This is a genomic window from Desulfosporomusa polytropa, assembly GCF_055380075.1.
Genome location: NZ_AP042400.1, coordinates 4,448,884 through 4,472,042, shown reverse-complemented (window position 1 = coordinate 4,472,042; position 23,159 = coordinate 4,448,884). Strand labels below are relative to the sequence as shown.

Annotated in this window: 14 protein-coding genes, 3 rRNA genes and 1 riboswitch; of the genes, 3 read left to right on the top strand and 14 right to left on the bottom strand. The window is 44.4% G+C overall.

Annotated features, from left to right (window positions below):
• Positions 1–37: 37 nt before the first annotated feature.
• A complete protein-coding gene (locus ACZ449_RS22655) occupies positions 38–469 on the top strand; it encodes a response regulator (protein WP_464258306.1) in 432 nt (143 codons plus the stop codon).
• A gap of 3 nt (positions 470–472) precedes the next feature.
• On the top strand, positions 473–1,918 hold the full coding sequence (locus ACZ449_RS22650; protein WP_464258305.1) for an HD domain-containing protein: 1,446 nt from the start codon (positions 473–475) through the stop codon (positions 1,916–1,918).
• Positions 1,919–1,956: 38 nt separating this feature from the next.
• On the opposite strand, the gene ACZ449_RS22645 is transcribed toward ACZ449_RS22650, so the two are convergent.
• The 14 genes from ACZ449_RS22645 to ACZ449_RS22580 all read right to left on the bottom strand — a co-directional run bounded on the left by ACZ449_RS22645 (position 1,957) and on the right by ACZ449_RS22580 (position 21,329).
• Positions 1,957–2,778: a MetQ/NlpA family ABC transporter substrate-binding protein gene (locus ACZ449_RS22645; RefSeq protein WP_464258304.1), complete on the bottom strand. Its 822-nt coding sequence runs from the start codon at positions 2,776–2,778 to the stop codon at positions 1,957–1,959.
• 20 nt (positions 2,779–2,798) lie between these two features.
• Entirely contained in the window at positions 2,799–3,995 is a 1,197-nt protein-coding gene (locus ACZ449_RS22640) for a pyridoxal phosphate-dependent aminotransferase (RefSeq protein ID WP_464258303.1), read from the bottom strand.
• A gap of 18 nt (positions 3,996–4,013) precedes the next feature.
• Positions 4,014–4,667, bottom strand: coding sequence for a methionine ABC transporter permease (locus ACZ449_RS22635; protein ID WP_464258302.1), 654 nt, complete (start codon positions 4,665–4,667; stop codon positions 4,014–4,016).
• Positions 4,636–5,691 carry a methionine ABC transporter ATP-binding protein gene (locus tag ACZ449_RS22630; RefSeq protein ID WP_464258301.1) on the bottom strand — a complete coding sequence of 352 codons (1,056 nt, stop codon included), beginning with the start codon at positions 5,689–5,691 and terminating at the stop codon, positions 4,636–4,638. The genes ACZ449_RS22635 and ACZ449_RS22630 overlap by 32 nt, the downstream gene beginning before the upstream one ends.
• Before the next feature lie 82 nt (positions 5,692–5,773).
• Positions 5,774–5,898: riboswitch (SAM riboswitch) on the bottom strand.
• 368 nt (positions 5,899–6,266) lie between these two features.
• Positions 6,267–6,383 (bottom strand): 5S ribosomal RNA (rrf, locus tag ACZ449_RS22625).
• A gap of 221 nt (positions 6,384–6,604) precedes the next feature.
• Positions 6,605–9,519 (bottom strand): 23S ribosomal RNA (locus ACZ449_RS22620).
• 460 nt (positions 9,520–9,979) lie between these two features.
• Positions 9,980–11,535, bottom strand: a 16S ribosomal RNA gene (locus ACZ449_RS22615).
• Together the 16S, 23S and 5S rRNA genes form the textbook arrangement of a ribosomal RNA operon.
• Before the next feature lie 557 nt (positions 11,536–12,092).
• Positions 12,093–13,235 (bottom strand): ABC transporter ATP-binding protein, encoded by a 1,143-nt coding sequence (locus tag ACZ449_RS22610; RefSeq protein ID WP_464258300.1) that lies wholly within the window; start codon positions 13,233–13,235, stop codon positions 12,093–12,095.
• A 39-nt stretch (positions 13,236–13,274) separates the two neighbouring features.
• Positions 13,275–14,441, bottom strand: coding sequence for an oligogalacturonate lyase family protein (locus ACZ449_RS22605; protein WP_464258299.1), 1,167 nt, complete (start codon positions 14,439–14,441; stop codon positions 13,275–13,277).
• A gap of 126 nt (positions 14,442–14,567) precedes the next feature.
• Positions 14,568–15,896, bottom strand: a complete 1,329-nt coding sequence (locus ACZ449_RS22600; RefSeq protein ID WP_464258298.1) for an ABC transporter substrate-binding protein — start codon at positions 15,894–15,896, stop codon at positions 14,568–14,570.
• 34 nt (positions 15,897–15,930) lie between these two features.
• Entirely contained in the window at positions 15,931–16,767 is an 837-nt protein-coding gene (locus ACZ449_RS22595; RefSeq protein WP_464258297.1) for a carbohydrate ABC transporter permease, read from the bottom strand.
• Complete coding sequence (locus ACZ449_RS22590; protein ID WP_464258296.1) at positions 16,764–17,729, bottom strand: carbohydrate ABC transporter permease; 966 nt, start codon at positions 17,727–17,729, stop codon at positions 16,764–16,766. The genes ACZ449_RS22595 and ACZ449_RS22590 overlap by 4 nt, the downstream gene beginning before the upstream one ends.
• Before the next feature lie 167 nt (positions 17,730–17,896).
• A complete protein-coding gene (locus ACZ449_RS22585) occupies positions 17,897–19,492 on the bottom strand; it encodes a response regulator (RefSeq protein WP_464258295.1) in 1,596 nt (531 codons plus the stop codon).
• Positions 19,485–21,329: a sensor histidine kinase gene (locus tag ACZ449_RS22580; RefSeq protein ID WP_464261924.1), complete on the bottom strand. Its 1,845-nt coding sequence runs from the start codon at positions 21,327–21,329 to the stop codon at positions 19,485–19,487. Before ACZ449_RS22580 ends, ACZ449_RS22585 begins: the two co-directional genes overlap by 8 nt.
• A 232-nt stretch (positions 21,330–21,561) precedes the next feature.
• On the opposite strand from ACZ449_RS22580, the gene pelA reads away from it, so the two are divergent.
• Complete coding sequence (gene pelA / locus ACZ449_RS22575; RefSeq protein ID WP_464258294.1) at positions 21,562–23,121, top strand: pectate lyase; 1,560 nt, start codon at positions 21,562–21,564, stop codon at positions 23,119–23,121.
• Positions 23,122–23,159 lie beyond the last annotated feature (38 nt).

The following is a 23,159-nucleotide window of genomic DNA, read 5'->3' as shown; positions in this document are numbered from 1 at the left end:
GCCATAATATACAAATAACCTCCGAAAGGAGCATGTTATGAGCGGTAAAATAATCCTCTTGGTTGAAGACAATCCTGACGACGAAGCCTTAACGCTTCGTGCTTTAAAAAAGAATAATATTATGAATCAGGTCGTGATTGCCCATGACGGTGTTGAAGCAGTCAATTATCTGCTCGGTCCGGACTCTGCTAATAACCCTGTTCCACAAATTATCCTGCTTGACCTCAAATTGCCTAAAATGAATGGTTTAGAGGTACTTAAATGCCTGCGCTCTGATGAACGCACCAAATTACTGCCGGTAATTATCTTGACTTCCTCACGTGAAGAACAGGATTTATTAAATAGTTATGATTTAGGCGCTAACAGCTATATTCGCAAACCTGTGGACTTTAATCAATTTATTGCTGCAGTACAACAATTAGGCCTGTACTGGCTGGTACTGAATGAAATTCCGCCGATAAGGAGGTAGCTAATGGCAGAATTTCTGCGTGTTCTGGTTATTGAGGATTCGGAAGATGATGTCCTGCTGCTAAAACGGGCTCTCTGTAAGGGCGGTCATCTGCCCTATCTCAGACAGGTAGACGACCCTTCCTCGATGACAGACGCTTTGGCTGAAGAAAATTGGGATATTATTATTGCAGATTACTCTCTGCCCAATTTCAGCGGGTTAGCAGCACTAGAACTACTAAAAGAAAGTAGTCAAGACATTCCCTTTATTATCGTATCAGGTGCCATTGGGGAAGACGTAGCAGTAGCCGCCATGAAGGCTGGCGCCCATGATTATATTCTTAAAGACAATTTAACCCGTCTAGTGCCTGCAATCAACCGCGAATTACAGGAAGCCAGTGTTCGCCGAGAACGGCGTAAACTGGAAAAGCGCCTTACCTATTTGAGCATCCATGACCCCTTAACCGGTCTTTACAATCGAACCCAATTTTCATTAGAACTAGAACGCCTGCAACAACCACAATTTGCGCCAGTGGGTATCATTGTCGGTGACTTAGATGGTCTTAAACTGATCAATGACACCTGGGGACATCAAAGCGGGGACAGCTTGTTAAAAGCAGTTGCTGCCATTTTAAAAGAATGTTGTCCTGCTGACGCGACCGTCAACCGCATCGGCGGTGATGAATTTGTCCTGCTGTTACCACACACCACCCTTGCCATCCTAGAGAAATTGTGCCACACAATTACTCGTGCGATCGATACCTATAACCAAACCAGTCCACTGGCCGAGGGTATTGTTCTCAGCATCTCGTTAGGCTTCGCTTTAGCAGAGGCCTATCCCCCTAATCTACAAGAAGTCTTCAAAATTGCAGATAATAATATGTATCGGGAAAAATTAAACCAAAGCCAAAGTAACCGGAGCGCCATTGTACAAACGGCCATGAAACTTCTGGAAGCCAGAGACTTTATTACCGAAGGGCATGGCGACCGTATCCAACTCTTAGTTGCCCGCCTGGGCATAGCCCTAAAACTGCCAGAGAACAGAGTGACAGACCTCAAGCTGCTGGCCCAATTTCATGACATTGGCAAAGTTGGTATTCCTGACAATATATTATTTAAGCCAGGTCCACTTACGCCTGAAGAGTTTAATGAAATGAAGCGTCATTCGGAGATCGGCTACCGTATTGCCCAATCATCACCTGACTTAAATCTAATTGCTGATTATATCCTCAAGCATCACGAGTGGTGGGATGGCAGTGGCTATCCTATGGGTTTGGTCGGCAAAAGCATTCCGTTAGAATGCCGGATCTTATCTCTTGCTGATGCTTATGATGCTATGACTAGTGACCGTCCTTACCGCAAGGCACTTGTTCATAAACACGCAATTGAAGAACTTCGCCGCTTTGCCGGTATTCAGTTTGATCCCGAATTAGTAGACAACTTCACCACGTTGGTAGAGGAAAATAGATAAAAACCACGGTTAATCCGTGGTTTTTATCTATTTTTTTATTACCAAGCAACAATTACTGAGCCCTTAAAATGTTCATTAACAAACTTCTTGACTTCTTCCGACTGGTAGGCTTTTATAAACTTAGCTATCATCGGGTTATCTTTGTCTTTAGCCTTAACAGCAATAATATTCGCATACGGCGAATTGCCATCCTCAATCGCCAGAGAGTCCTTATTCGGCACCAAACCAGCAGTAATGGCATAGTTGGTATTAATAGCTGCCAAATCTACATCTTCCAATGAACGCGGGACTTGCGCAGCATCCAATTCTTTAACCTTAAAGTTCTTAGGATTTTCAGCGATATCAGCCGCCGTTGCTTTAAGTCCTACACCAGCCTTAAGCTTGAGCAGACCTTGTCTCTCCAGAAGCAACAAAGCGCGACCGCCATTGGTAGGATCATTAGGAATGGCAATCGTAGCCCCAGGATTAAGCTCATTAAGTGATTTCACTTTTTTGGAGTATATCGCCATAGGGAAAATTACCGTCTTGGTAACAAATACAATGTCATATTGGCGGTCTTTAACCATATTGTCAAGATAGGGCTGATGCTGAAAACTGTTAGCGTCAATATCACCCTGGCTTAATGCTACATTAGGTTGGACATAGTCATTAAATTCAACTATCTCAATTTTAAGACCATCTTTCTCGGCCACTTTTTTTACCACATCCATAATTTCAGCATGTGGCCCGGCGGTAACACCGACCTTAAGCGGCTTATCTGAGACTGCCGGAGCAGATGCCTGTTTACCGCAGCCTGAAAGTACCACAACCGTAAATGCTAGAATTAAGAATAATGTCAATTGCTTTGTGTATCTTCTCATTCTTTTTCTCTCCCTATCTTTTATATTGTCCTTACTTTGAGCTTTTCTAGCCGATCGGCTGCCGCCTGTAATGTCTCAAATTTCTTGCAGAAGCAAAAACGTATCAGTTGTTTACCAGCTGTACTTTCTGACCGGAAAAAGCTGGAGCCAGGCACAACAGCTACCCCAATTTCACTAGCCATATATTTAGCAAAGGCAACATCATCGTCCCAACCAAACGGAGTAATATCTGCCATAATATAATACGCGCCTTGTGGTCTCATGCAAGTAAAACCAGCCTTTTCCAGCGCAGTAAGCAGATAGTCGCGGCGCTCGCTATAAAAGCCAGCTAATTCCTCATAATATTCAGACCCGAAGTTAAACGCTTCAGCAGCGGCTACTTGCAGCGGTGCTGCTGCCCCAACAGTAAGAAAATCATGTACCTTGCGAATAGAAGCAGTAATCTCAGGCGCGGCCTGCACATACCCAATCCGCCAGCCAGTAACACTAAAGGTTTTAGAGACGCTATTTACCGCGATTGTCCGCTCAGCCATCCCGGGCAGCGTCCATAAGGGAATATGCTTAGTATTGTCATAAAGAATATGCTCATAAATTTCATCATTAATTGCCAGTACATCATGTTTAATGCACAACTCGGCGATTAATTCCAGTTCCTCACGATTAAAGACCTTGCCTGTTGGATTATTGGGTGTATTAATAATGATCGCCCTGGTTTTATCCGAAAATGCAGCGATTAATTCCTCACGACTAAAATTGAACGTCGGCGGCTGTAAGCTAACATACTTAGGAACTGCACCGCAGAGAATAACATCTGCCCCATAATTCTCGTAAAAGGGTTCAAATATGATAACCTCATCGCCCGGATTAATAGTTGCCAGCAATGTAGCAATCATGCCTTCTGTCGCGCCACAACAAACTGTGAGTTGACGCTCGGGATCAATGACTACTCCATAGTCGCGCTTTACCTTGGTAGCAATGGCATCACGCAAGCCTTTCGTACCCCAGGTTATCGCATATTGATTGTGATCCTCCATGACTGCTCTGACAGCAGCCTGCTTGATAGCTTCCGGCGCTGGAAAATCCGGATATCCCTGCGCCAAATTTATCGCATTATGAGTGGCTGCAATCCGACTCATCTCCCGAATAACCGATTCCGTAAATTGTCTGGCTTTAGCTGACGCATAACCTTCTTCACTATCCTGGGTAATTTTATTCATTAATACGCTACCTCCTAATTACCGTTTGTTAAGTCTGTGAGCAAAGTAATCACCGCTTGACTGCACGATTTGAACCATGGCAATAAGAATTACTACTGTAGCCAACATAACATCAGCACGAAAGCGCTGGTAGCCATAGCGGATAGCCAAATCACCCAATCCACCGCCACCGATAGCACCTGCCATGGCAGAATAACCAATTAGACTAATCACCGTCAGCGTAAATCCTAGCACTATAGACGGCATAGATTCTGGAATAAGCACCTTCAAAATAATCTGGCCAGTTGATGCTCCCATCGACTGTGCAGCCTCAATTAAGCCTGCATCCACTTCTTTAATTGCTGACTCAACAACCCGGGCGAGAAATGGAATAGCCGCAATACTAAGTGGCACAATGGCAGCATTTGTGCCGATAGATGTACCCACAATAATCCGGGTAAAAGGAATAATAGCTACCATCAGAATAATAAAAGGCGTTGATCTGGCAGCATTCACTATGGCTCCCAATGTCTGATTAAATATAAGATTTTCCTTAATATGACCTTTGCCTGTTACCACCAGGACAACCCCTAAGGGAATTCCAAAAAGCGCTGATACCAGCGAGGAAACAGCCACCATGTAAAATGTTTCTCCTAGTCCCTCAACCAGCAACATGAGCATGTCTTGCGACATAACCAATCACCTCTGTTCTCAAATCTAGATCCTGCATATAACGTAGTGCATTTTGGATATCTTCGTCCTTCCCTGATAGCTCAATCAAGAGCGTACCATAAGGAATATCCTGCAAATGATCAATATTGCCTGATATAATATTTACATCTACAGCAAACCGGCGAATAAGTCCAGCTATAAATGGTTCATTGGTCGCTTCCCCGAAAAAAGATAACCTCATAACAAGATTTCCACCAACTATTGGCGCTTCTGACAACAGCTTTGCTAATGTATCTGGGACTTTGTTATTTACTACTGCTTTAATAAAATCCTGCGCGGTTGCTGATTGTGGATTAGTAAACACATCAAATACTTTACCGATTTCAACCAACTGTCCCCCTTCAATAACGGCAACTTTGTCACAAATCGCTTTAATAACATGCATCTCATGAGTTATTAGAACAATAGTCAGACCTAGTTTTTTATTTATATCTTTCAACAGCGCCAAAATGGATTCTGTAGTCTGCGGATCAAGCGCCGAGGTTGCCTCATCACATAAGAGCACCTTAGGCTCACTAGCTAATGCCCTGGCAATACCTACCCGCTGCTTCTGCCCACCACTAAGTTGGGCTGGATAAACATCTCGCTTGTCTGTCAGGCCAACTAATTCTAATAAAGGTTCTACTTTTTTTTCTCGTTCAGCCCGGTTGATACCAGCTAATTCCAATGGAAAAGCTACATTTTCAAGTACAGTGCGTGCCGAAAGTAGATTAAAGTGCTGAAAAATCATCCCCATACGTTTACGAGCTTCTCGTAACTCGCCCTCAGATAAGGTGATCATATCTTGACCATCAACCAATACCCGGCCAGCAGTAGGGCGTTCCAGCAGATTAATACAACGAATCAGCGTGCTTTTCCCGGCACCGCTTTTACCAATAATACCAAAAATTTCACCCTGCTCTATTTCAAGAGACACATTATCAAGTGCATTTACAGGGCCTGATTCTCCCTGATATACCTTCTGTAATTCAGTTAACATAATCATATTTATATGGTTCCTCCTTTACTTCCTGAAAATAAAAAAGCCTCTTCACAGAAGAAGAGACATAATTAACTAACTATGCTATTCTTCATCTGCCAGGCCCTTACGGGCTTCTGCAGGAATTGGCACCGTTTCGCCTATACAAATGCGTATATGCGATGGTTGCCGCGGCTTCATAGGGCCAGTCCCTCAGCCAACTCTTGATGAAAAATCACTGTATTCAGTTCTTGGAGTTATATTAGCACAAGGTCTAAATGCTGTCAAGGAAAAATTGTAAAGTTGTTATGCTTGCAACAATCTAAACTTTGCGACAACAAAAAACACCTACCAAATAGTAGGTGTTTCAATCAACCAGCAACTTCCTAATCTCCCAGGCCAATCCAACCAAGTACCTTCGGCTACTACGAACGTCCATAGCACCCCATCTGCTTCGTTGTCACTGCGGGCGTCCCCTCCGACGTACTTCCAGTACGACTACGGCGACGTCCTCGCTCCGCCTAGCACCTGGGGCACTCTGAACGTTCTAAACTTTAAGGCAATAAAAAAACACCTACATATATAGTAGGTGTTTTAAAATTAACCAGCAACTTCCTAATCTCCCAGGCCGTTTCCAACCAAGTACCTTCGGCGTTTGTGGGCTTAACTACTGTGTTCGGTATGGGAACAGGTGGAGCCCCACAGCTATCGTCACTGGATATAGTTACGGCTGTTGATAACGCACCATCTGCGTCGTTGTCGCTCCGGGCGTTCCCTCCGACGTACTTTCCAGTACGACTCCGGGTACGTCCTCACTCCGCCTAGCATATGTCACGTTCTGAACAGTCTAAGGCAATACATTGTATTCCCTGAAAACTTCACAGAAGAAAGACTGCGTATTAGGATTCATTGATGTTTGCACTTCATGCAAACGAGGTTTTAAGTCAAGTCCTCGGCCTATTAGTACCAGTCAGCTGCATGGATTACTCCACTTCCACATCTGGCCTATCTACCTTGTAATCTGCAAGGGGCCTTACTTCTTTCGAATGACAGACCTCATCTTAAGGCTGGTTTCACGCTTAGATGCTTTCAGCGTTTATCCTTTCCGAACGTAGCTACCCAGCTCTACTCCTGGCGGAATAACTGGTACACCATTGGTTCGTCCACTCCGGTCCTCTCGTACTAGGAGCAGTTCCCTTCAAGTCTCTTACGCCCGCGATGGATAGGGACCGAACTGTCTCACGACGTTCTGAACCCAGCTCACGTACCACTTTAATGGGCGAACAGCCCAACCCTTGGGACCTACTTCAGCCCCAGGATGTGATGAGCCGACATCGAGGTGCCAAACCTCCCCGTCGATATGGACTCTTGGGAGAGATTAGCCTGTTATCCCCAGGGTAGCTTTTATCCGTTGAGCGATGGCCCTTCCACTCGGTACCACCGGATCACTAAGCCCGACTTTCGTCCCTGCTCGACTTGTCTGTCTTGCAGTCAAGCTCCCTTCTGCCTTTACACTCTTCGCGCGATTTCCATCCGCGCTGAGGGAACCTTTGGGCGCCTCCGTTACTCTTTCGGAGGCGACCGCCCCAGTCAAACTGCCCGCCTGACACTGTCCTCAGTTTCGTTACTTCTTGAGTTAGAATTCCAGTAAATAAAGGGTGGTATCCCAACATTGACTCCAACAAGACTTGCGTCCTATTCTCTCAGTCTCCCACCTATCCTGTACATCATTTACCAAAACTCAATGTCAGGTTGCAGTAAAGCTCCATGGGGTCTTTCTGTCCAGTCGCGGGTAACCTGCATCTTCACAGGTATTTCAATTTCACCGGGTCCCTCGTTGAGACAGTGCCCAAGTCGTTACACCTTTCGTGCGGGTCGGAACTTACCCGACAAGGAATTTCGCTACCTTAGGACCGTTATAGTTACGGCCGCCGTTTACCGGGGCTTCAATTCACAGCTTCGATTGCTCTAACCGCTCCTCTTAACCTTCCGGCACCGGGCAGGTGTCAGCACCTATACGTCAGCTTTCGCTTTAGCAGGCACCTGTGTTTGTGGTAAACAGTCGCTTGGGCCTCTTTTTTGCAACTCATTTTCGCTTCAACCGTTTCAAGTTTACACGATATATAAGCTCCCCTTTTCCCGAAGTTACGGGGACATTTTGCCGAGTTCCTTAACGAGGGTTCTCCCGCGCACCTTAGGATTCTCTCCCCGCCTACCTGTGTCGGTTTACGGTACGGGCACCTATTATCTCACTAGAAGCTTTTCTTGACAGTGTGGGATCAATCAATTCACCGTTATCACTAACAGCTACCCATTACTTCTCAGGTTCCAGTTGTGCGGATTTGCCTACACAACACCCTACAAGCTTAGACGCGAATTTCCATCCTCGCGCTCATTTACCCTACTGTGTCACTCCATCGCTCAAACGACTTTAGGTGGTACTGGATTTTTAACCAGTTGTCCATCGCCTACGCATCTACGCCTCGGCTTAGGTCCCGACTTACTCTGAGCGGACGATCCTTCCTCAGAAAACCTTAGGCTTTCGGTGGACAAGATTCTCACTTGTCTTTTCGCTACTCATACCGGCATTCTCACTTCTATACGGTCCACAGCTCCTTACGGTACTGCTTCTCTCCCTATAGAACGCTCCCCTACCCATGTCGTTAGACATGCCATAGCTTCGGTTCCGTGCTTTAGCCCCGGACATCTTCGGCGCACAATCTCTCGACCAGTGAGCTATTACGCACTCTTTAAATGGTGGCTGCTTCTAAGCCAACATCCTGGTTGTTTCGGAAATTCCACATCCTTTGCCACTTAGCACGGCATTGGGGACCTTAGCTGATGGTCTGGGCTGTTTCCCTTTTGACTACGGATCTTATCACTCGCAGTCTGACTCCCAGGTTAAAGTATATCCATTCGTAGTTTGACAAGGTTCAGTAATCTATAAGACCCCTAGCCCTATCAGTGCTCTACCGTCTATACTCATTACCTGAGGCTAGCCCTAAAGCTATTTCGGGGAGAACCAGCTATCTCCGCGTTCGATTGGCATTTCACCCCTATCCACAACTCATCCCAAAGCTTTTCAACGCTCACGGGTTCGGTCCTCCACGCATTTTTACCTGCGCTTCAACCTGGCCATGGATAGATCACTGCGGTTTCGGGTCTACAATAACTAACTATCGCCCTATTTAGACTCGCTTTCGCTTCGGCTCCATGTTTTCCACTTAACCTCGCTAGTTACTGTAACTCGCCGGTTCATTCTTCAATAGGCACGCCGTTGACCACATAAGGGTCTTCGACTGCTTGTAGACATACGGTTTCAGGTTCTCTTTCACTCCCCTCCCGGGGTGCTTTTCACCTTTCCCTCACGGTACTATGCGCTATCGGTCGCCAAGGAGTATTTTGCCTTGGAGGGTGGTCCCCCCTGCTTCCCACAGGGTTCCTCGTGTCCCGTGGTACTCTGGATTCTGATCCTCAAGCTCGATCTTTCGCTTACAGGGCTGTTACCTTCTGTGGCCTACCTTTCCAGGTAGTTCGACTAGATCTAGCTTGATTTATATCAGTCCGCAACCCCAAAGAGCAAAGCTCTCTGGTTTGGGCTCTTCCCCGTTCGCTCGCCGCTACTTAGGGAATCTCAATTGATTACTTTTCCTCCGGGTACTTAGATGTTTCAGTTCCCCGGGTGCCCTCCTAACTTACGTTAGGTGACGGTGCATTACCACCGCCGGGTTCCCCCATTCGGAAATCCAGGAGTCAAAGCTTGCTTGCAGCTCTTCCTGGCATATCGGAGCTTACCCCGTCCTTCGTCGGCTCTTGGCGCCTAGGCATCCGCCGTATGCCCTTACTAACTTGACTTATGCTGCAACTGTCTATAAGCCGCCATCTGCTTCGTTGGTCCTCGAAATGTTTGCTTGCGTACGTTAGTACGCGGCGCTGCACACTTCTCCGGTCCGCCTCGCAGCTGACACCTTCTAGCCAGTTTCGCCTGCCTTACACTTTGCTTTCGCTAATGCAAGGACTTTTTTTAGAATCCTAATTGCGCTTCGTTAAGTTACTTCACATATTTGCATATGAGAGGTAATTTTACTTTGCTTTCTTCTGTGCAGTTTTCAAGGAACATGTTTTCAGGAATATCAATTTTATCATAGTCACTTGTGTATTTCAACAAGTAAGTTTTGACAACTTGCATTCCCTCAAAACTAAACAATGTAAGTGATACTACAGCCACCGCATAAGGTGCGTCTAATATCGTAATGCTTGCCAAATGTACCGACCTGGAAGTAGTTCAGTTGTTACGCTGAACGGTTCTCCCTAGAAAGGAGGTGATCCAGCCGCACCTTCCGATACGGCTACCTTGTTACGACTTCACCCCAATCATCGGCCCCACCTTAGACGGCTAGTTCCATTGCTGGTTACCCCACCGGCTTCGGGTGTTGTCAACTTTCGTGGTGTGACGGGCGGTGTGTACAAGGCCCGGGAACGTATTCACCGCAGTATGCTGACCTGCGATTACTAGCGATTCCGACTTCACGGAGGCGAGTTGCAGCCTCCGATCCGAACTGAGAGCTTGTTTATGCGTTTTGCTTGACCTCGCGGTCTTGCTTCGCTTTGTTTAAGCCCATTGTAGTACGTGTGTAGCCCAGGACATAAGGGGCATGATGACTTGACGTCATCCCCGCCTTCCTCCGTCTTGTCGACGGCAGTCTCCCTTGAGTTCCCACCTTTACGTGCTGGCAACAAAGGATAAGGGTTGCGCTCGTTGCGGGACTTAACCCAACATCTCACGACACGAGCTGACGACAGCCATGCACCACCTGTTTTCGTGTATCCGAAGATAGGAACTAATCTCTTAGTCTTTCACTCAATGTCAAGCCCTGGTAAGGTTCTTCGCGTTGCGTCGAATTAAACCACATACTCCACCGCTTGTGCGGGCCCCCGTCAATTCCTTTGAGTTTCAACCTTGCGGCCGTACTCCCCAGGCGGGGTACTTATTGCGTTAGCTTGCGGCACAGAGGGGGTCGATACCCTCTACACCTAGTACCCATCGTTTACGGCTAGGACTACCGGGGTATCTAATCCCGTTCGCTCCCCTAGCTTTCGCGCCTCAGTGTCAGACACAGTCCAGAAAGTCGCCTTCGCCACTGGTGTTCCTCCCAATATCTACGCATTTCACCGCTACACTGGGAATTCCACTTTCCTCTCCTGCACTCAAGATTCCCAGTTTCCTGCGCCTATACGGGGTTGAGCCCCGCACTTAGACACACGACTTAAGAATCCACCTACACGCCCTTTACGCCCAATAATTCCGGACAACGCTTGCCACCTACGTATTACCGCGGCTGCTGGCACGTAGTTAGCCGTGGCTTCCTCCTTTGGTACCGTCATTAGAATGCATTATTCACACATCCCACGTTCGTCCCAAACGACAGAGCTTTACAATCCGAAGACCTTCTTCACTCACGCGGCGTTGCTCCGTCAGACTTTCGTCCATTGCGGAAGATTCCCCACTGCTGCCTCCCGTAGGAGTCTGGGCCGTGTCTCAGTCCCAGTGTGGCCGTTCATCCTCTCAGACCGGCTACTGATCGTTGCCTTGGTGAGCCATTACCTCACCAACTAGCTAATCAGACGCAGACCCATCTCTAATCGGTAGCTTATAAATAGAGGCCACCTTTCTTATCCTAGTCATGCGACCAAGATACCACATTCGGTATTAGCACCACTTTCGCGGTGTTGTCCCCAATTTAGAGGCAGGTTGTCTACGCGTTACTCACCCGTTCGCCACTAGGAGTTATAAATAACTCCCCGTTCGACTTGCATGTGTTAGGCACGCCGCCAGCGTTCGTCCTGAGCCAGGATCAAACTCTCCAATAAAGTTTTATTATTGAAGCCATTTGTTGGCTCTATAAATCATAGTAAGAAATTGTTTTTGTGTTGCATGTCGCAAGCGACATACAACCGCACATCTGGCATTTATGATGCATTACTTACATTGTTCAGTTTTCAGGGAACGTCGTCGTTCGCATTCTTGCGGAGCCGACATTTATATATGTTATCACGTTTATTTCATCGTGTCAACATCTATTTTTTAACTCAATTTTCATGTTGTCACTGCTCGACAGCGACTTGTCTATATTAACACGCCAATTTTACTATGTCAATATCCAATGCCTGGCCAACTTTCTTTCCTGTAAGGAAAAACAGTAAAGCCAGTCTCTCTGTTTTTTCATCGTAGCATATCATAACCCAATTTGTCAATTATTATTCAGTCAATACTGAAAATTCTGTCTGTATTTTATCACCTGTTATATATAGAAGAACAGTCCCTTTCGGGACTGTTCAGATCGTCGACACAAAGGCACATTCCGTAAGCCTTTGTGGAAAGCGAAACCATCCCTTGAACTCATTTGCACTTATAAGGAAGGGACTGCCTATGAGACAGCCCCTATGGTATGTTCTGAAAATAGAATATTGCATTCTGTTTCTTTATCAAAAATATGTGCTTTATCCATATCAATAGTGAATGTGGCTGTATCCCCGCGTTGAACATTGGGCGCATCCTTCACCCGTATGGTCAGCATTTTTTCACAAATCCCGCTGCAATATAGGTAGACTTCAGCGCCGGTATTTTCCTTGACCTCAATACAAGCTTGGAAGGTATTTGGCGCATTTCCGGACTTGGTTAAACCGGATCCGTTATGAATATCTTCCGGCCGTATTCCAAACACCACTTCTTTTCCTATATATCCTAGCACCCGGTTTTTTTTTCCCAGTATATTATTCAGCTGCCATTCAAAGCAGGAAGAGGCAAAAAATACTTTCCCCTCTTTTTCTTTTAATACTCCGTTGATAAAATTCATGGCCGGAGAGCCAATAAAACCAGCAACAAATATATTACGCGGAGAACTGTAGATTTCCGTAGGAGTAGCCGTTTGCTGAATGACACCATCTTTCATAACAACCAGACGGTCCCCCATAGTCATGGCTTCCGTTTGATCATGTGTTACATACACGGTTGTAATTTCCAGGCGTTTTTGCAACTTGCTGATTTCTGTCCGCATATGCACCCGCAGCTTGGCATCCAAGTTGGACAAAGGCTCATCCATCAGGAAGACGCGAGGCTCCCGGACAATTGCCCGCCCTAGAGCAACGCGTTGGCGTTGGCCGCCGGACAAGTCTTTCGGCTTGCGCTCAAGAAGATGTTCCAGGTCCAAAATACGAGCTGCTTCTTTTACCCGTGTATCAATCTCATTCTTGGGAAATTGTCGCATTTTTAAACCAAATGCCATATTTTCGTAAACATTTTTGTCAGGATACAAGGCATAGTTTTGAAACACCATGGCTATGTCCCTGTCTTTGGGAGCCATTTCGTTGACCCGTTGCTCACCAATGAACACATCTCCCTCAGAAATTTCCTCAAGACCGGCGATCATTCGCAATGTAGTGGATTTACCGCAACCTGACGGGCCTACTAATACAACGAACTCTTTATCATTAATCTCCAGATTTACATTATGAACTACTGTCGTTTGCCCATAGCTTTTACAAATATTTTTTAGACTTACACCAGCCATGTTGTCCTCTCTGCCTTTCCATTGTGTTTTCTTTTTTCGTTACAGCCATTTGCCATCCTGTTGCTCCACCAGGTAAAGGTGAATTTTACCTTCCCGGTCTGATGCAAACAGGATTTTTTCGTTATTCCAGCTAAAGGTAGGGTGACCATGGCTCTGCTGCGTACGCCATGATGTATTATGGAAACATAAGGTTTCAAGTTTCGCCGAATCTTTGTCAAGGTGAATCAGAACCAGATCCTCAACCTGATCTCCTACTAGCAGCTTATTATCATTCGTGGCATGATAATGGTTGCAATAGTAAGGCATAGAAATAGTCTCCAACACGTTTCCTTTGCTATCAGCCAATCCTACGTAAGGTATTTGACCGACTTCAGGTTCTATTGTCGTAGCCTGAGTTTTATCGGAAGTAATAGTACCATCATGTCCCTTACGTCGATTGTCAAAAAATATTTTTCCGTCATTGGTCCAAAACTCGTGACCTACGCAATCATCTTGTTCCTGACGGAAGCATGGCACAACATCCCGGTTAACTAAATCCAGCAACCAAATCCGCTGATTTACAAGATTCCATGGTCCTTCATGGCAAAACATAGCCAAAGTGCTGTCATCAGGAGCAAACTGGAAATGACCGAGCCAGTGGGAGCTTTCATGCACAGTAACGGCTTTTGAACCATCCAGGTACACTAGGGTAATCCATCCCTTTTTAATGGCGTACATTTGCTCTTTGAAACCCCTATAATTAGCCCCACGATAAAGACCAGGGTTTTCGTTTATAGCCAAACCAATATATCTCTTGTTGGGAGCGATGAAAGGATGCCCCAGATGGGCCCTGGTCGTTTCTTCATAGACTACCGTTGCTGTCATAGTTTTCGTATTCAGTTTTTTTATTTTATTTCCAGTCACATAAACCACGATTTCACTGTCAGGTGTTTTCGTATGGCCGGTAGGGGTGATTCCTGCTTTTTCATCAGTCATCTGCTGAATAACCCCTGTATCCAGATCCATTCGAAAAAGATTATATACTTCTGCCGTTGGCGACGCCCGGTCGGACATGAAATAGATTTCTCTGTCGTCTAAGGTGAACGAATTATCGGTGAAGTAAAAATGATAATTATTACAATCACCTGACGTTAGCTGCCACACAGTTTTTCCGGTTTTTTCATCAATAATTTTTCTTTTCTCTGCTGGGTATTCCTTCCCTATCACGCTAGCTGCTCCTCTCTTGTTCCGAATGCACTATCATCAATCCCGTGACAATTCTCTACAGCCGTGACGCTAGGAACGTTTCTCCTAGCATCACGCTGAAATCATCATTAAAAAAGATATATGGCTTTATTTTTTTCCGGCTACCATTTTGTCATATTTTTCTTTAGATTTATTCATAGCAGCTGCCCATTCATTCAAGAATTCTTCTACCGTTTTCTTACCGGTCATTACACCCTGAATGCCGGGATCCACTGTTTGATCAAGAATGGAACGATAGTCCGGCAAATACATGGGAGGATCATAGAACTTAAGATTTGAATCAGACAGAACTTTTAAAGCCATTTGCATATGCGGTAGTTCTTTCGCCCATGGCTCTTGCAAAGAATCCAGGTGAGTCGGCATTTGTCCAATTTTTTGATTCCAATAGCTTTGGCTTTCCTGCGAACATAAGAAGCTTACGAAATTCCAGGCGGCTTCTGGGTTTTTGGTGGTTTTGTAGATGCTATAGCCAAGCGTATTACCCGATTCCTGGATAAAGCGTCCATCCGCGGTTTTAGGTAGAATCATAGGAGCGTATTGTCCTGGTTTCAACGCCTTGCTATGTTCGGAATAAGAACCAATATTGTGCTGAATTAATGCAACTGCACCGGTGTCGAAACCGGCTACCATTTCTTTATAGCCATTGGTTACGTCGCTGGTCGGAGTATATGTTTTATAAAGACCAAGATATTTTTTTAGGAATTCTACGTGTTTAGGATCATTGACAGTGCATTTGCCATTGATGTCAAAATAGCTCAAACCGGAGTAGGCATACATCATTCTTTGCAGTTGGAAGGAACCACCATTACCACCGCGGATAGAAAAACCATAATGGTTATTACCTTTGTCCGTCATTTTTTCTACAGCAGTAAAGAATTCGTCCCAAGTTTCAGGAGGTTTTACATTGGCCTCTTTATACCAATCCGCTCTGTACCACAGGCATTCCATATTCATAGTGTTAGGAATCTGGTAGAGTTTCTTATCCAATGTCATATTACGATTAGATTGGATGATACCGGAATTTATTTTATCTTTGTCTGCCCATTTTTCAAAGAAGGGATCTAGTGACAGCAATGCGCCTCTGGCGCTAAAATCACCTAGCCAGCTGGTTTGTACCCCGGAAACATCAGGCATGTCATTGGCTGCAATAGCGGCATCCATCTTTTGCTTAGCCCCACTTTTAGGAAGACCGACATATTCTACATGAATATCAGGGTATTTAGCTTCAAACTTTTTAATTAACTCCTGGTAATGGGGAGTACGGTCAGGACCGGCATTCTCGTCCCAAAAAACAATAGTAATTTTCTCACCGGGCTTGCCTTGCCCACCGCTGGTTGCACTTTGTCCGCAACCGGTCAATACCAGCGACAACAACAAGCCCGCAACCAAAAGCAATTTAGCGGTTTTGTTAAACATAACTTTTTCACTCCTCTTTTATTCTAGTGAAGGATTAGCCCTTCACTGCACCACCCAATCCATTTACTAAATAACGTTGTACATAAGCAAACATAGCGATTGCCGGCAGCAATGCAATTACACTGCCTGCCGCCAAGGCACCGTAATTAATGTTAAACTCGCCCATCATATAACTTAAACCAATGGAAAGAGTAAAGTTGGCATGATTATTCATGAACATAAAGGCGAATAGGAATTCATTCCAAGCGTAGATGAAAGTAAATACGCCAGTAGCCACAATACCCGGTAATAGCAGGGGTAATACCACGTGATAAATAGCTTGAAGCCGGTTACACCCATCCACCATGGCCGCCTCTTCTAATTGTATCGGCACACTGGTAATAAAGCCGTTCATGAGAATAGAATTAAAGGGTATCTGAAAGGTTGTATAGACCAAAATAAGTGATAAGGGATTACTAATTAGCCCAAGGTTCTTAAAGATAATAAACAGCGGAATGATTAACATGGCACCGGGAACAAACTGCGTACACAGTAAGAGCAGCATAAATATGCGTTTGCCCTTGAAACGGTACCGGCTCAGTGAATACCCCACCAAAGTAGCACAAGTCACAACTGAAACTACGGTACAAAGAGCTAAGAACAAGCTATTTTTAAAAAACTTGGAAAAACCTACGTTGTTCCACGCGTTGATAAAGTTGTCAAGCGTCAGATGGTTCGGTATGTACGCCAAAGGAGTTTGAAGGATATCTCCTTCCGGCTTTAACGCCGTATTAATTGTCCAATAAAACGGAAACAAAATAAATACCATGGTCATTAGCAGAGGCAAATATAATGTGAATATACGTTCGTACGTTTTCTGACTAAGACTCATCCTTCAGCACCTCTTTCCATACGGCTTAATTTCAGATAGGTTATGGCAAAAATCAGTAAAATAACAAACGACACCACTGTAATTGCCGAACCATAACCAAAATTATTTTCCCGAATAGCCAGTTCAGCGACATACATAGTAAGTGTTGTTGTGTGATGGGCCGGGCCGCCGCCGGTAAGGTTAAAAATCAAGTCTACATTGTTATATTCCCATACGCACCGCAACAAAGTTGTCAATACCAGCGTGTTCCTCAATTGTGGTAAAGTGACATGGAAAAAGGTTTTTACTTTTCCTGCACCGTCTACTCTGGCCGCTTCATATAATTCTTCCGGAATACCCTGTAAAGCCGAGAGTAATGTTATGGCAAAAAAGGGAATACCCCGCCACAATTCGGCCGTAACTACTGCCGGGAATACAGTACTTAAGTCGGCTACCCAGGCATATTTGTGATCAATTAATCCCAGCTTCATAAATAAGTCGTTGATAACTCCCATATGCTCATTGTACATCAACGACCACATAACCGATGTCAAAACGCCTGAGATGGCCCAGGGAGTAAACGACATGGCCCGCAAAAAGGTTCTGCCCCTAAACTTTTGATTTAAGGTAAGTGCAATACTAAGTCCAAAAATCACCTGCAGTGACACTTGGGAAACTACCCATTTGAAAGAAATTATTAAACTGGGGAAAAACTGCGGATCCTCAAACAATATTGTCTTAAAGTTATCCAACCCGGCAAAACCGTTATAAAAAGGAGTATTCGCGTTATAATGCTGTAAACTGTAATAAAACACATTGGCCAGAGGATAAAACCAAAAGCTTGCGATAAGGATAATTGCGGGTGCGATAAAGAAATAAGGAAACCATTTTTCAATATCTACTTTTTTTTTCTGTTCTTTGTTGCGTTCTTGCTGTGTATGACCCATTTGCTCCCGGGTCTTTCTCTGCAATGACAATTGCACGTTATCACCCTCGTTTCAACTCTTTTACTATATTTTAGAGAAAAAACAATTTTCTGTGAATTAGATATATTAAGATAAGTATTTGATATTTTTAGCTTTCTTGGAATTTACTAAAAAATACACGGCTTCAAAGGTAATCCACCCCTAAAGCCGTACTGCCAGTTGCCTTAATCTTTATTCCGGTATTCCACCGGCGATACCCCTGTGTATTTTTTAAAACAGACACTAAAATACTCCGGGTTACTATACCCTATTCTTTCCGCTACCTCATATGCCTTCATACCGCCTAAGCGAAGTAACTCCATGGCTTTTTTCATCCTTGTTTTCAAAACAAATTCAGAAAAAGTGATATTTTTTTCCTGCTTAAACAAGGTACTCATATACACGGGGCTCATATGCACGTGTTTGGCCACTTTCTGCAAACTGAGGCATTTTTGGGCGTAGTTGGTTTCGATATAGCATACCGCCTCACTTACCGCGGGACAGCGCTGGTTTACACGTTGGCTGGCAACAAAACTGACCAAATCGTTTACCAATTCCAAGACTACGTTCATAATATCCTCGATGGTTTGCATCCCGTTAATGCGGTTATAGTACCGGTCAATTTGTTCCGGTTGCCGTGTCTGCCACTCTTTTGCCCATAGCTGCGCATTACTATAGAGCGAAAGTATACATTGTACCGCTATAAAGTGTGCTTTTTTCAATGTAACCTGGTTAGTGCAAACCATCTCTTCCTCCAGCTTTTTCACTAACGCTATCGCTTCTTGAGCAAATCCCAACTGTACGGTTCGAATGAGTTCAGATACAGTCTCTTCAAACGACAGACTGCCTGAACCAGACAAAACGTTTATATCGGCAACAGAAAACACTTTATCTTTGCCAATCACATGGCGAAATTCCAGAGCACGCCTCGCTTCATCATAGGATGCTGTTATACAGGCAATTCCTTGAAAACACCTGCCGCAAGCGATGGATACTGTCTTCCCTAACCGCTGCTTGACAATATCCCGCACCCCTCCTGCCAGTTCCCGGATAACCTCCTCCGTTTCTTCCAACCGTCCCGAGCTTGCATACAAAATCATCAGCTCGTCCTGTTCTAAATCAACAGTACATCCCTGCCCTGCATAATCCACAATTTCGCAGCAAATTTTTAATATATCCTGTTTTATTGATTCATTTGCGCCCGCTTCTGTGTCACCGGATACCTGACAGTAATCATCTATTTTAACAACCAGCACAGCAAAAACTTCAGCATCCAATGGAATACCTAGCGCTATCCCTTCTTGGCACAACTGTTCCGGCGCTTGGGTTTGTTTTAACAGCTTTTTTATTAACTGCTGGCGAAAGAACGGCATTCCCGCATTCATTTTTTCCTTGATATTTTTTTGCGCTTCCCACTCTGCCGCAGCCTTTTTGACCTTATTCAGCAACACCTCTTTATCTACCGGTTTCATTAAATAATCGAAAGCCCGTATCTCAATGGCTTCTTTTGCGTAGGAAAAGTCGTCATAGCCTGTCAAAAGAATAACCTTCATGTCTGGATGCTTCTCTTTTGCGACCCTGGCCATTTCCAGGCCGTCCATAAATGGCATTTTTATATCCGACACTACCACCTGAGGACAAAACTCTTCTATAATTTTTAGCCCCTGTTCACCGTCAGCGGCCTCACCTACCAGCATAAAGTCATTTTCTTCCCACGCTACGGTATTGGCCAAGCCTTTACGGATGATGCGGTCGTCATCTACAATAGCAACCTTATACATTTTCCTCATTACCCCTTCGTCCTAACGGAATCAAAACTTTTACACTAGTTCCCAGATTATATTCGCTTTCAATCTTCAGTCCAGCTTCTTTACCATAATGAAGTTGCAACCGCTCATGCGTGTTACGTACTCCAAGCCCTACGCTCTGCTGCTGTGAACCCTTCCTTTCCAGGCTTAGGCGTATTTCTTTCAAACGTTCTTCACTCATACCCAAGCCATTATCCCTCACTTCAAAACATAGAAAACCATTTGTTTCGTAACCGCTTACCAAAATCCGCCCACAGCCTCGTTTTTGTTTGACTCCATGATAGATAGCATTTTCAACTAGAGGCTGGAGAGTTAGTTTGATAATTCGGTGGGACAAAACAGCTTCCTCTACCTGAATCTCATAAGCGAAATCATCTCCGTAGCGCATCTCCTGAATAAACAAATAGTTACGTATATGGGCAATCTCTTCCTCGACACTGATAATCTCTTGCCCTCGGCTAATACCGATGCGAAAGTAATTGGATAAAGCAGTCACCATAGCGCTGGCTTCTTCATTCATCCCCATGTCACACAAACCTTTAATGGAATACAAGGTATTATACAGAAAATGGGGGTGAATTTGAGTCTGCATGACAGCAAACTCCATTTGGCGTTTATTCTCCTGCTCTTTTTGAATTTGTTCCAGAAGATTTTTAACCCGCCCAACCAAATCTTCTACCCCTTGATTCAACACACCAACTTCGTTTAACGGATGAGTTTTAGGAACAAAATTCATATTCCCGCCCTGAATTCGTTTCATACTGTTGGTTAAGAGAGAAATCGGCTTGGTGATATAACTGGCCAAAGCATTCGCCAGCAAAGCAGCTACAAATATCAGCAAAATAATAATTAACAGCGTAATAAGTTTAATATAGTCCAGCCTGGCTAGTACGTCTTTTTGGGGAAACACCGCCGCTAACTTCCACTTGCTTGTAGGCAGTGTATCATAGATGACTACCATCTGTTCGCCTTTGGGTTTTTGATATTCCAGTTGTCCTTCCTTCTCGGTTGTAGTTTGCAAATATTTTAAAATATCGGCAGTAAGCTCGTATTGCTTATCGATTTTTTTAAACACCCTGGCTTCTTCCGGGCTGATCAGCACTAGATATCCATTTTCACTTGGCTTTGAACCATTCAGCACTTTAGCAAAAAACTCATACCGCAGGTTAAATGCAATAATTCCATTGGTTCGGGCATTGTTTTTACCAAACAGTTTGAACATACTGATAACTTGCTTGTCAGTATCCGGTGTATCGGTTTCATATCTTCCTCTAACGGTTAAATGGCGCCAATAAATATCGTATGGATGTCCTTTATAACGCTGCCGGTAATCTTCGTAGGAAAACCTGGGGCGAAGCCTCTGATCAGCACTACAAAAAAGAACAAATTCTCCATTATAAAAGTCTACATAAATAGATTCAATCAAAGAACTATAAAAGGACTCTATCCTCTCAATCTGATGATAAACCTGCAAATAATCCTCTGGCAGCATGTTATCAGAATTCTTGGCAGCAACAGTTAGAACAGCCGGATGATTCGACAACGCGACTAATTGTTCAAAAGCATCTGCCATCCGGTTGTCCAAATAATTTCCGGTTTGGTTTACCGTATTTTTTATATTTCGGTAAGCATTGTCCGTTATCTGCGCCGCTGCCAACAGATATGAGGCCATACCCATTATTAAAATAAAAACAATAATAATGGGTATGTACAGGCTAAGAATGGTAGATTTAAACGAGTATAGCATATGTTTTTTAAATTTTTGTTTAAGCCACCTGATCCCGCTGTTGATTAGTACCCAATATCTCATCACTGCACCATTTCCAGTAATAATTTTCCATACGTGTTTTATTATAGCATAACAGGTATTGTTCGACTAAAGAAAAATCCGCCTTGTTTATTTAGCAACTCTGATTTAGTTACACTAATTTTATTCCTAAAATATAAAAGACTTACCTTAATATCTTTAATTACGGAAAATTGAATTTTTTTTTACAATATAATGAGAAAGAATACAATCTATATAAGGGAGATGCTGCAAAATGAACAAACAACCACACAGATTTTGGCTTGCGGTCCTGACAGTCACGTGTTTCCTGCTGTCAACAACGCCGCTACCTTCGCAGGCAGGCAAAGAGCAGCCCGCAAAGGTCAAACAGGAGATTACCATCATTATGGGTGACCCCAACTTTGCTGTCAATGGCGCATACCATGACTTGGAAGACGGTTTGCTGACAAGACCGGTTATGGAGAACAACATTTTTCTCGCCCCACTGGCGGATATTATTGGAACCATCGGCGGAACATATAACTGGTCAAAGACCACACAAAGGATAACCATTGAACTAAATGACAATACGGTAGAACTTGTTGTAAATCAAACCAAAGCCAAAGTAAACGGCAAAGATACAGTTTGCGAAATAGCGCCTCAAGTAAAAGACGGCAGCCTCTTCTTACCGGCCCGCTTCGTAATGGAGAATCTTGGCTTTACTGTTACATGGGAGCCGAAAAGAACCAGACTGGTCATGGAAGGCAGCGTTCCGGTTAGAAAGGATAACGCGCCCCTGGCCAAAGGCGGTCCTGTTACCATAGCCACAATGCTTAACCAGCCAAAAGAATGGTATCATAGCACTGAAGCACAAAAAGTCGCCGACAATATCCTGGGATATCAGAATTCCGATGGCGGCTGGATCAAGTTACAGCCTGACGTAAATATAACCCAGCCGATTATGGGTGTAGGCGATTTAAATGCAGGGAAAAGAAAATCAACCATCGACAATGATTCTACCAATATGCAGATCCGGTTTCTTGGTAAGCTGTACACCACCACTAAAGCCGAAAAATATCTGAATGGTTTTAACAAAGGGTTGGATTACCTCTTAAACGGTCAATATGAGAATGGCGGCTGGAGCCAGTTCTTCCCGGAAGGCACAGGCTATCAGCGGAATATCACGATCAATGACAATGCCATGGCTAATGTCCTCGATCTCTTACGCGATGTAATCAACAAAGACGACGGTCTCGACTTTGTTGATGCAGCAAGAATCATCCGCTGCAAAACCGCATATCAAAAAGGTATTGATATGCTCCTCAAAACCCAAATCGTAGTTAACGGTAAAAAAACAGCCTGGTGCCAACAATACGATGAAACTACACTGGATCCCACCATTGGCCGGTCCTATGAGCTGCCCTCCATCAGCAGCCAGGAAAGCGCCAAAGTCGTACGTTTCTTAATGAGTATTGACAAGCCCACTCCGGAAATTATTGATGCCATTCAGTCAGCAGTAGCTTGGCTGGATTCAGCCAAAATCAGCGGCATCAAAGTCTTTACCCATAAAGACCCAACCCTGGAGTTTGGCAGCGACAGAATCGTAGTAAATGATCCGAAAGCTCCTCTAATCTGGGCACGCTTCTACGATATTGATACAAACAAGCCACTTTTCTCAAGCCGTGACAGTCAAAAACGTTCTGAGTTCTGGCAAGTATCTTATGAAAGAAGAAACAAATATAATTGGTATGTATCAGAACCCTTAGAGCTATTAACAAAAGCTTATCCCGTTTGGCAGGAAAAATGGGCTCCAACCCATAATGTTCTTAATTAAAAAATCATTGACTAAGCAACACCTGAACTTCACTCATG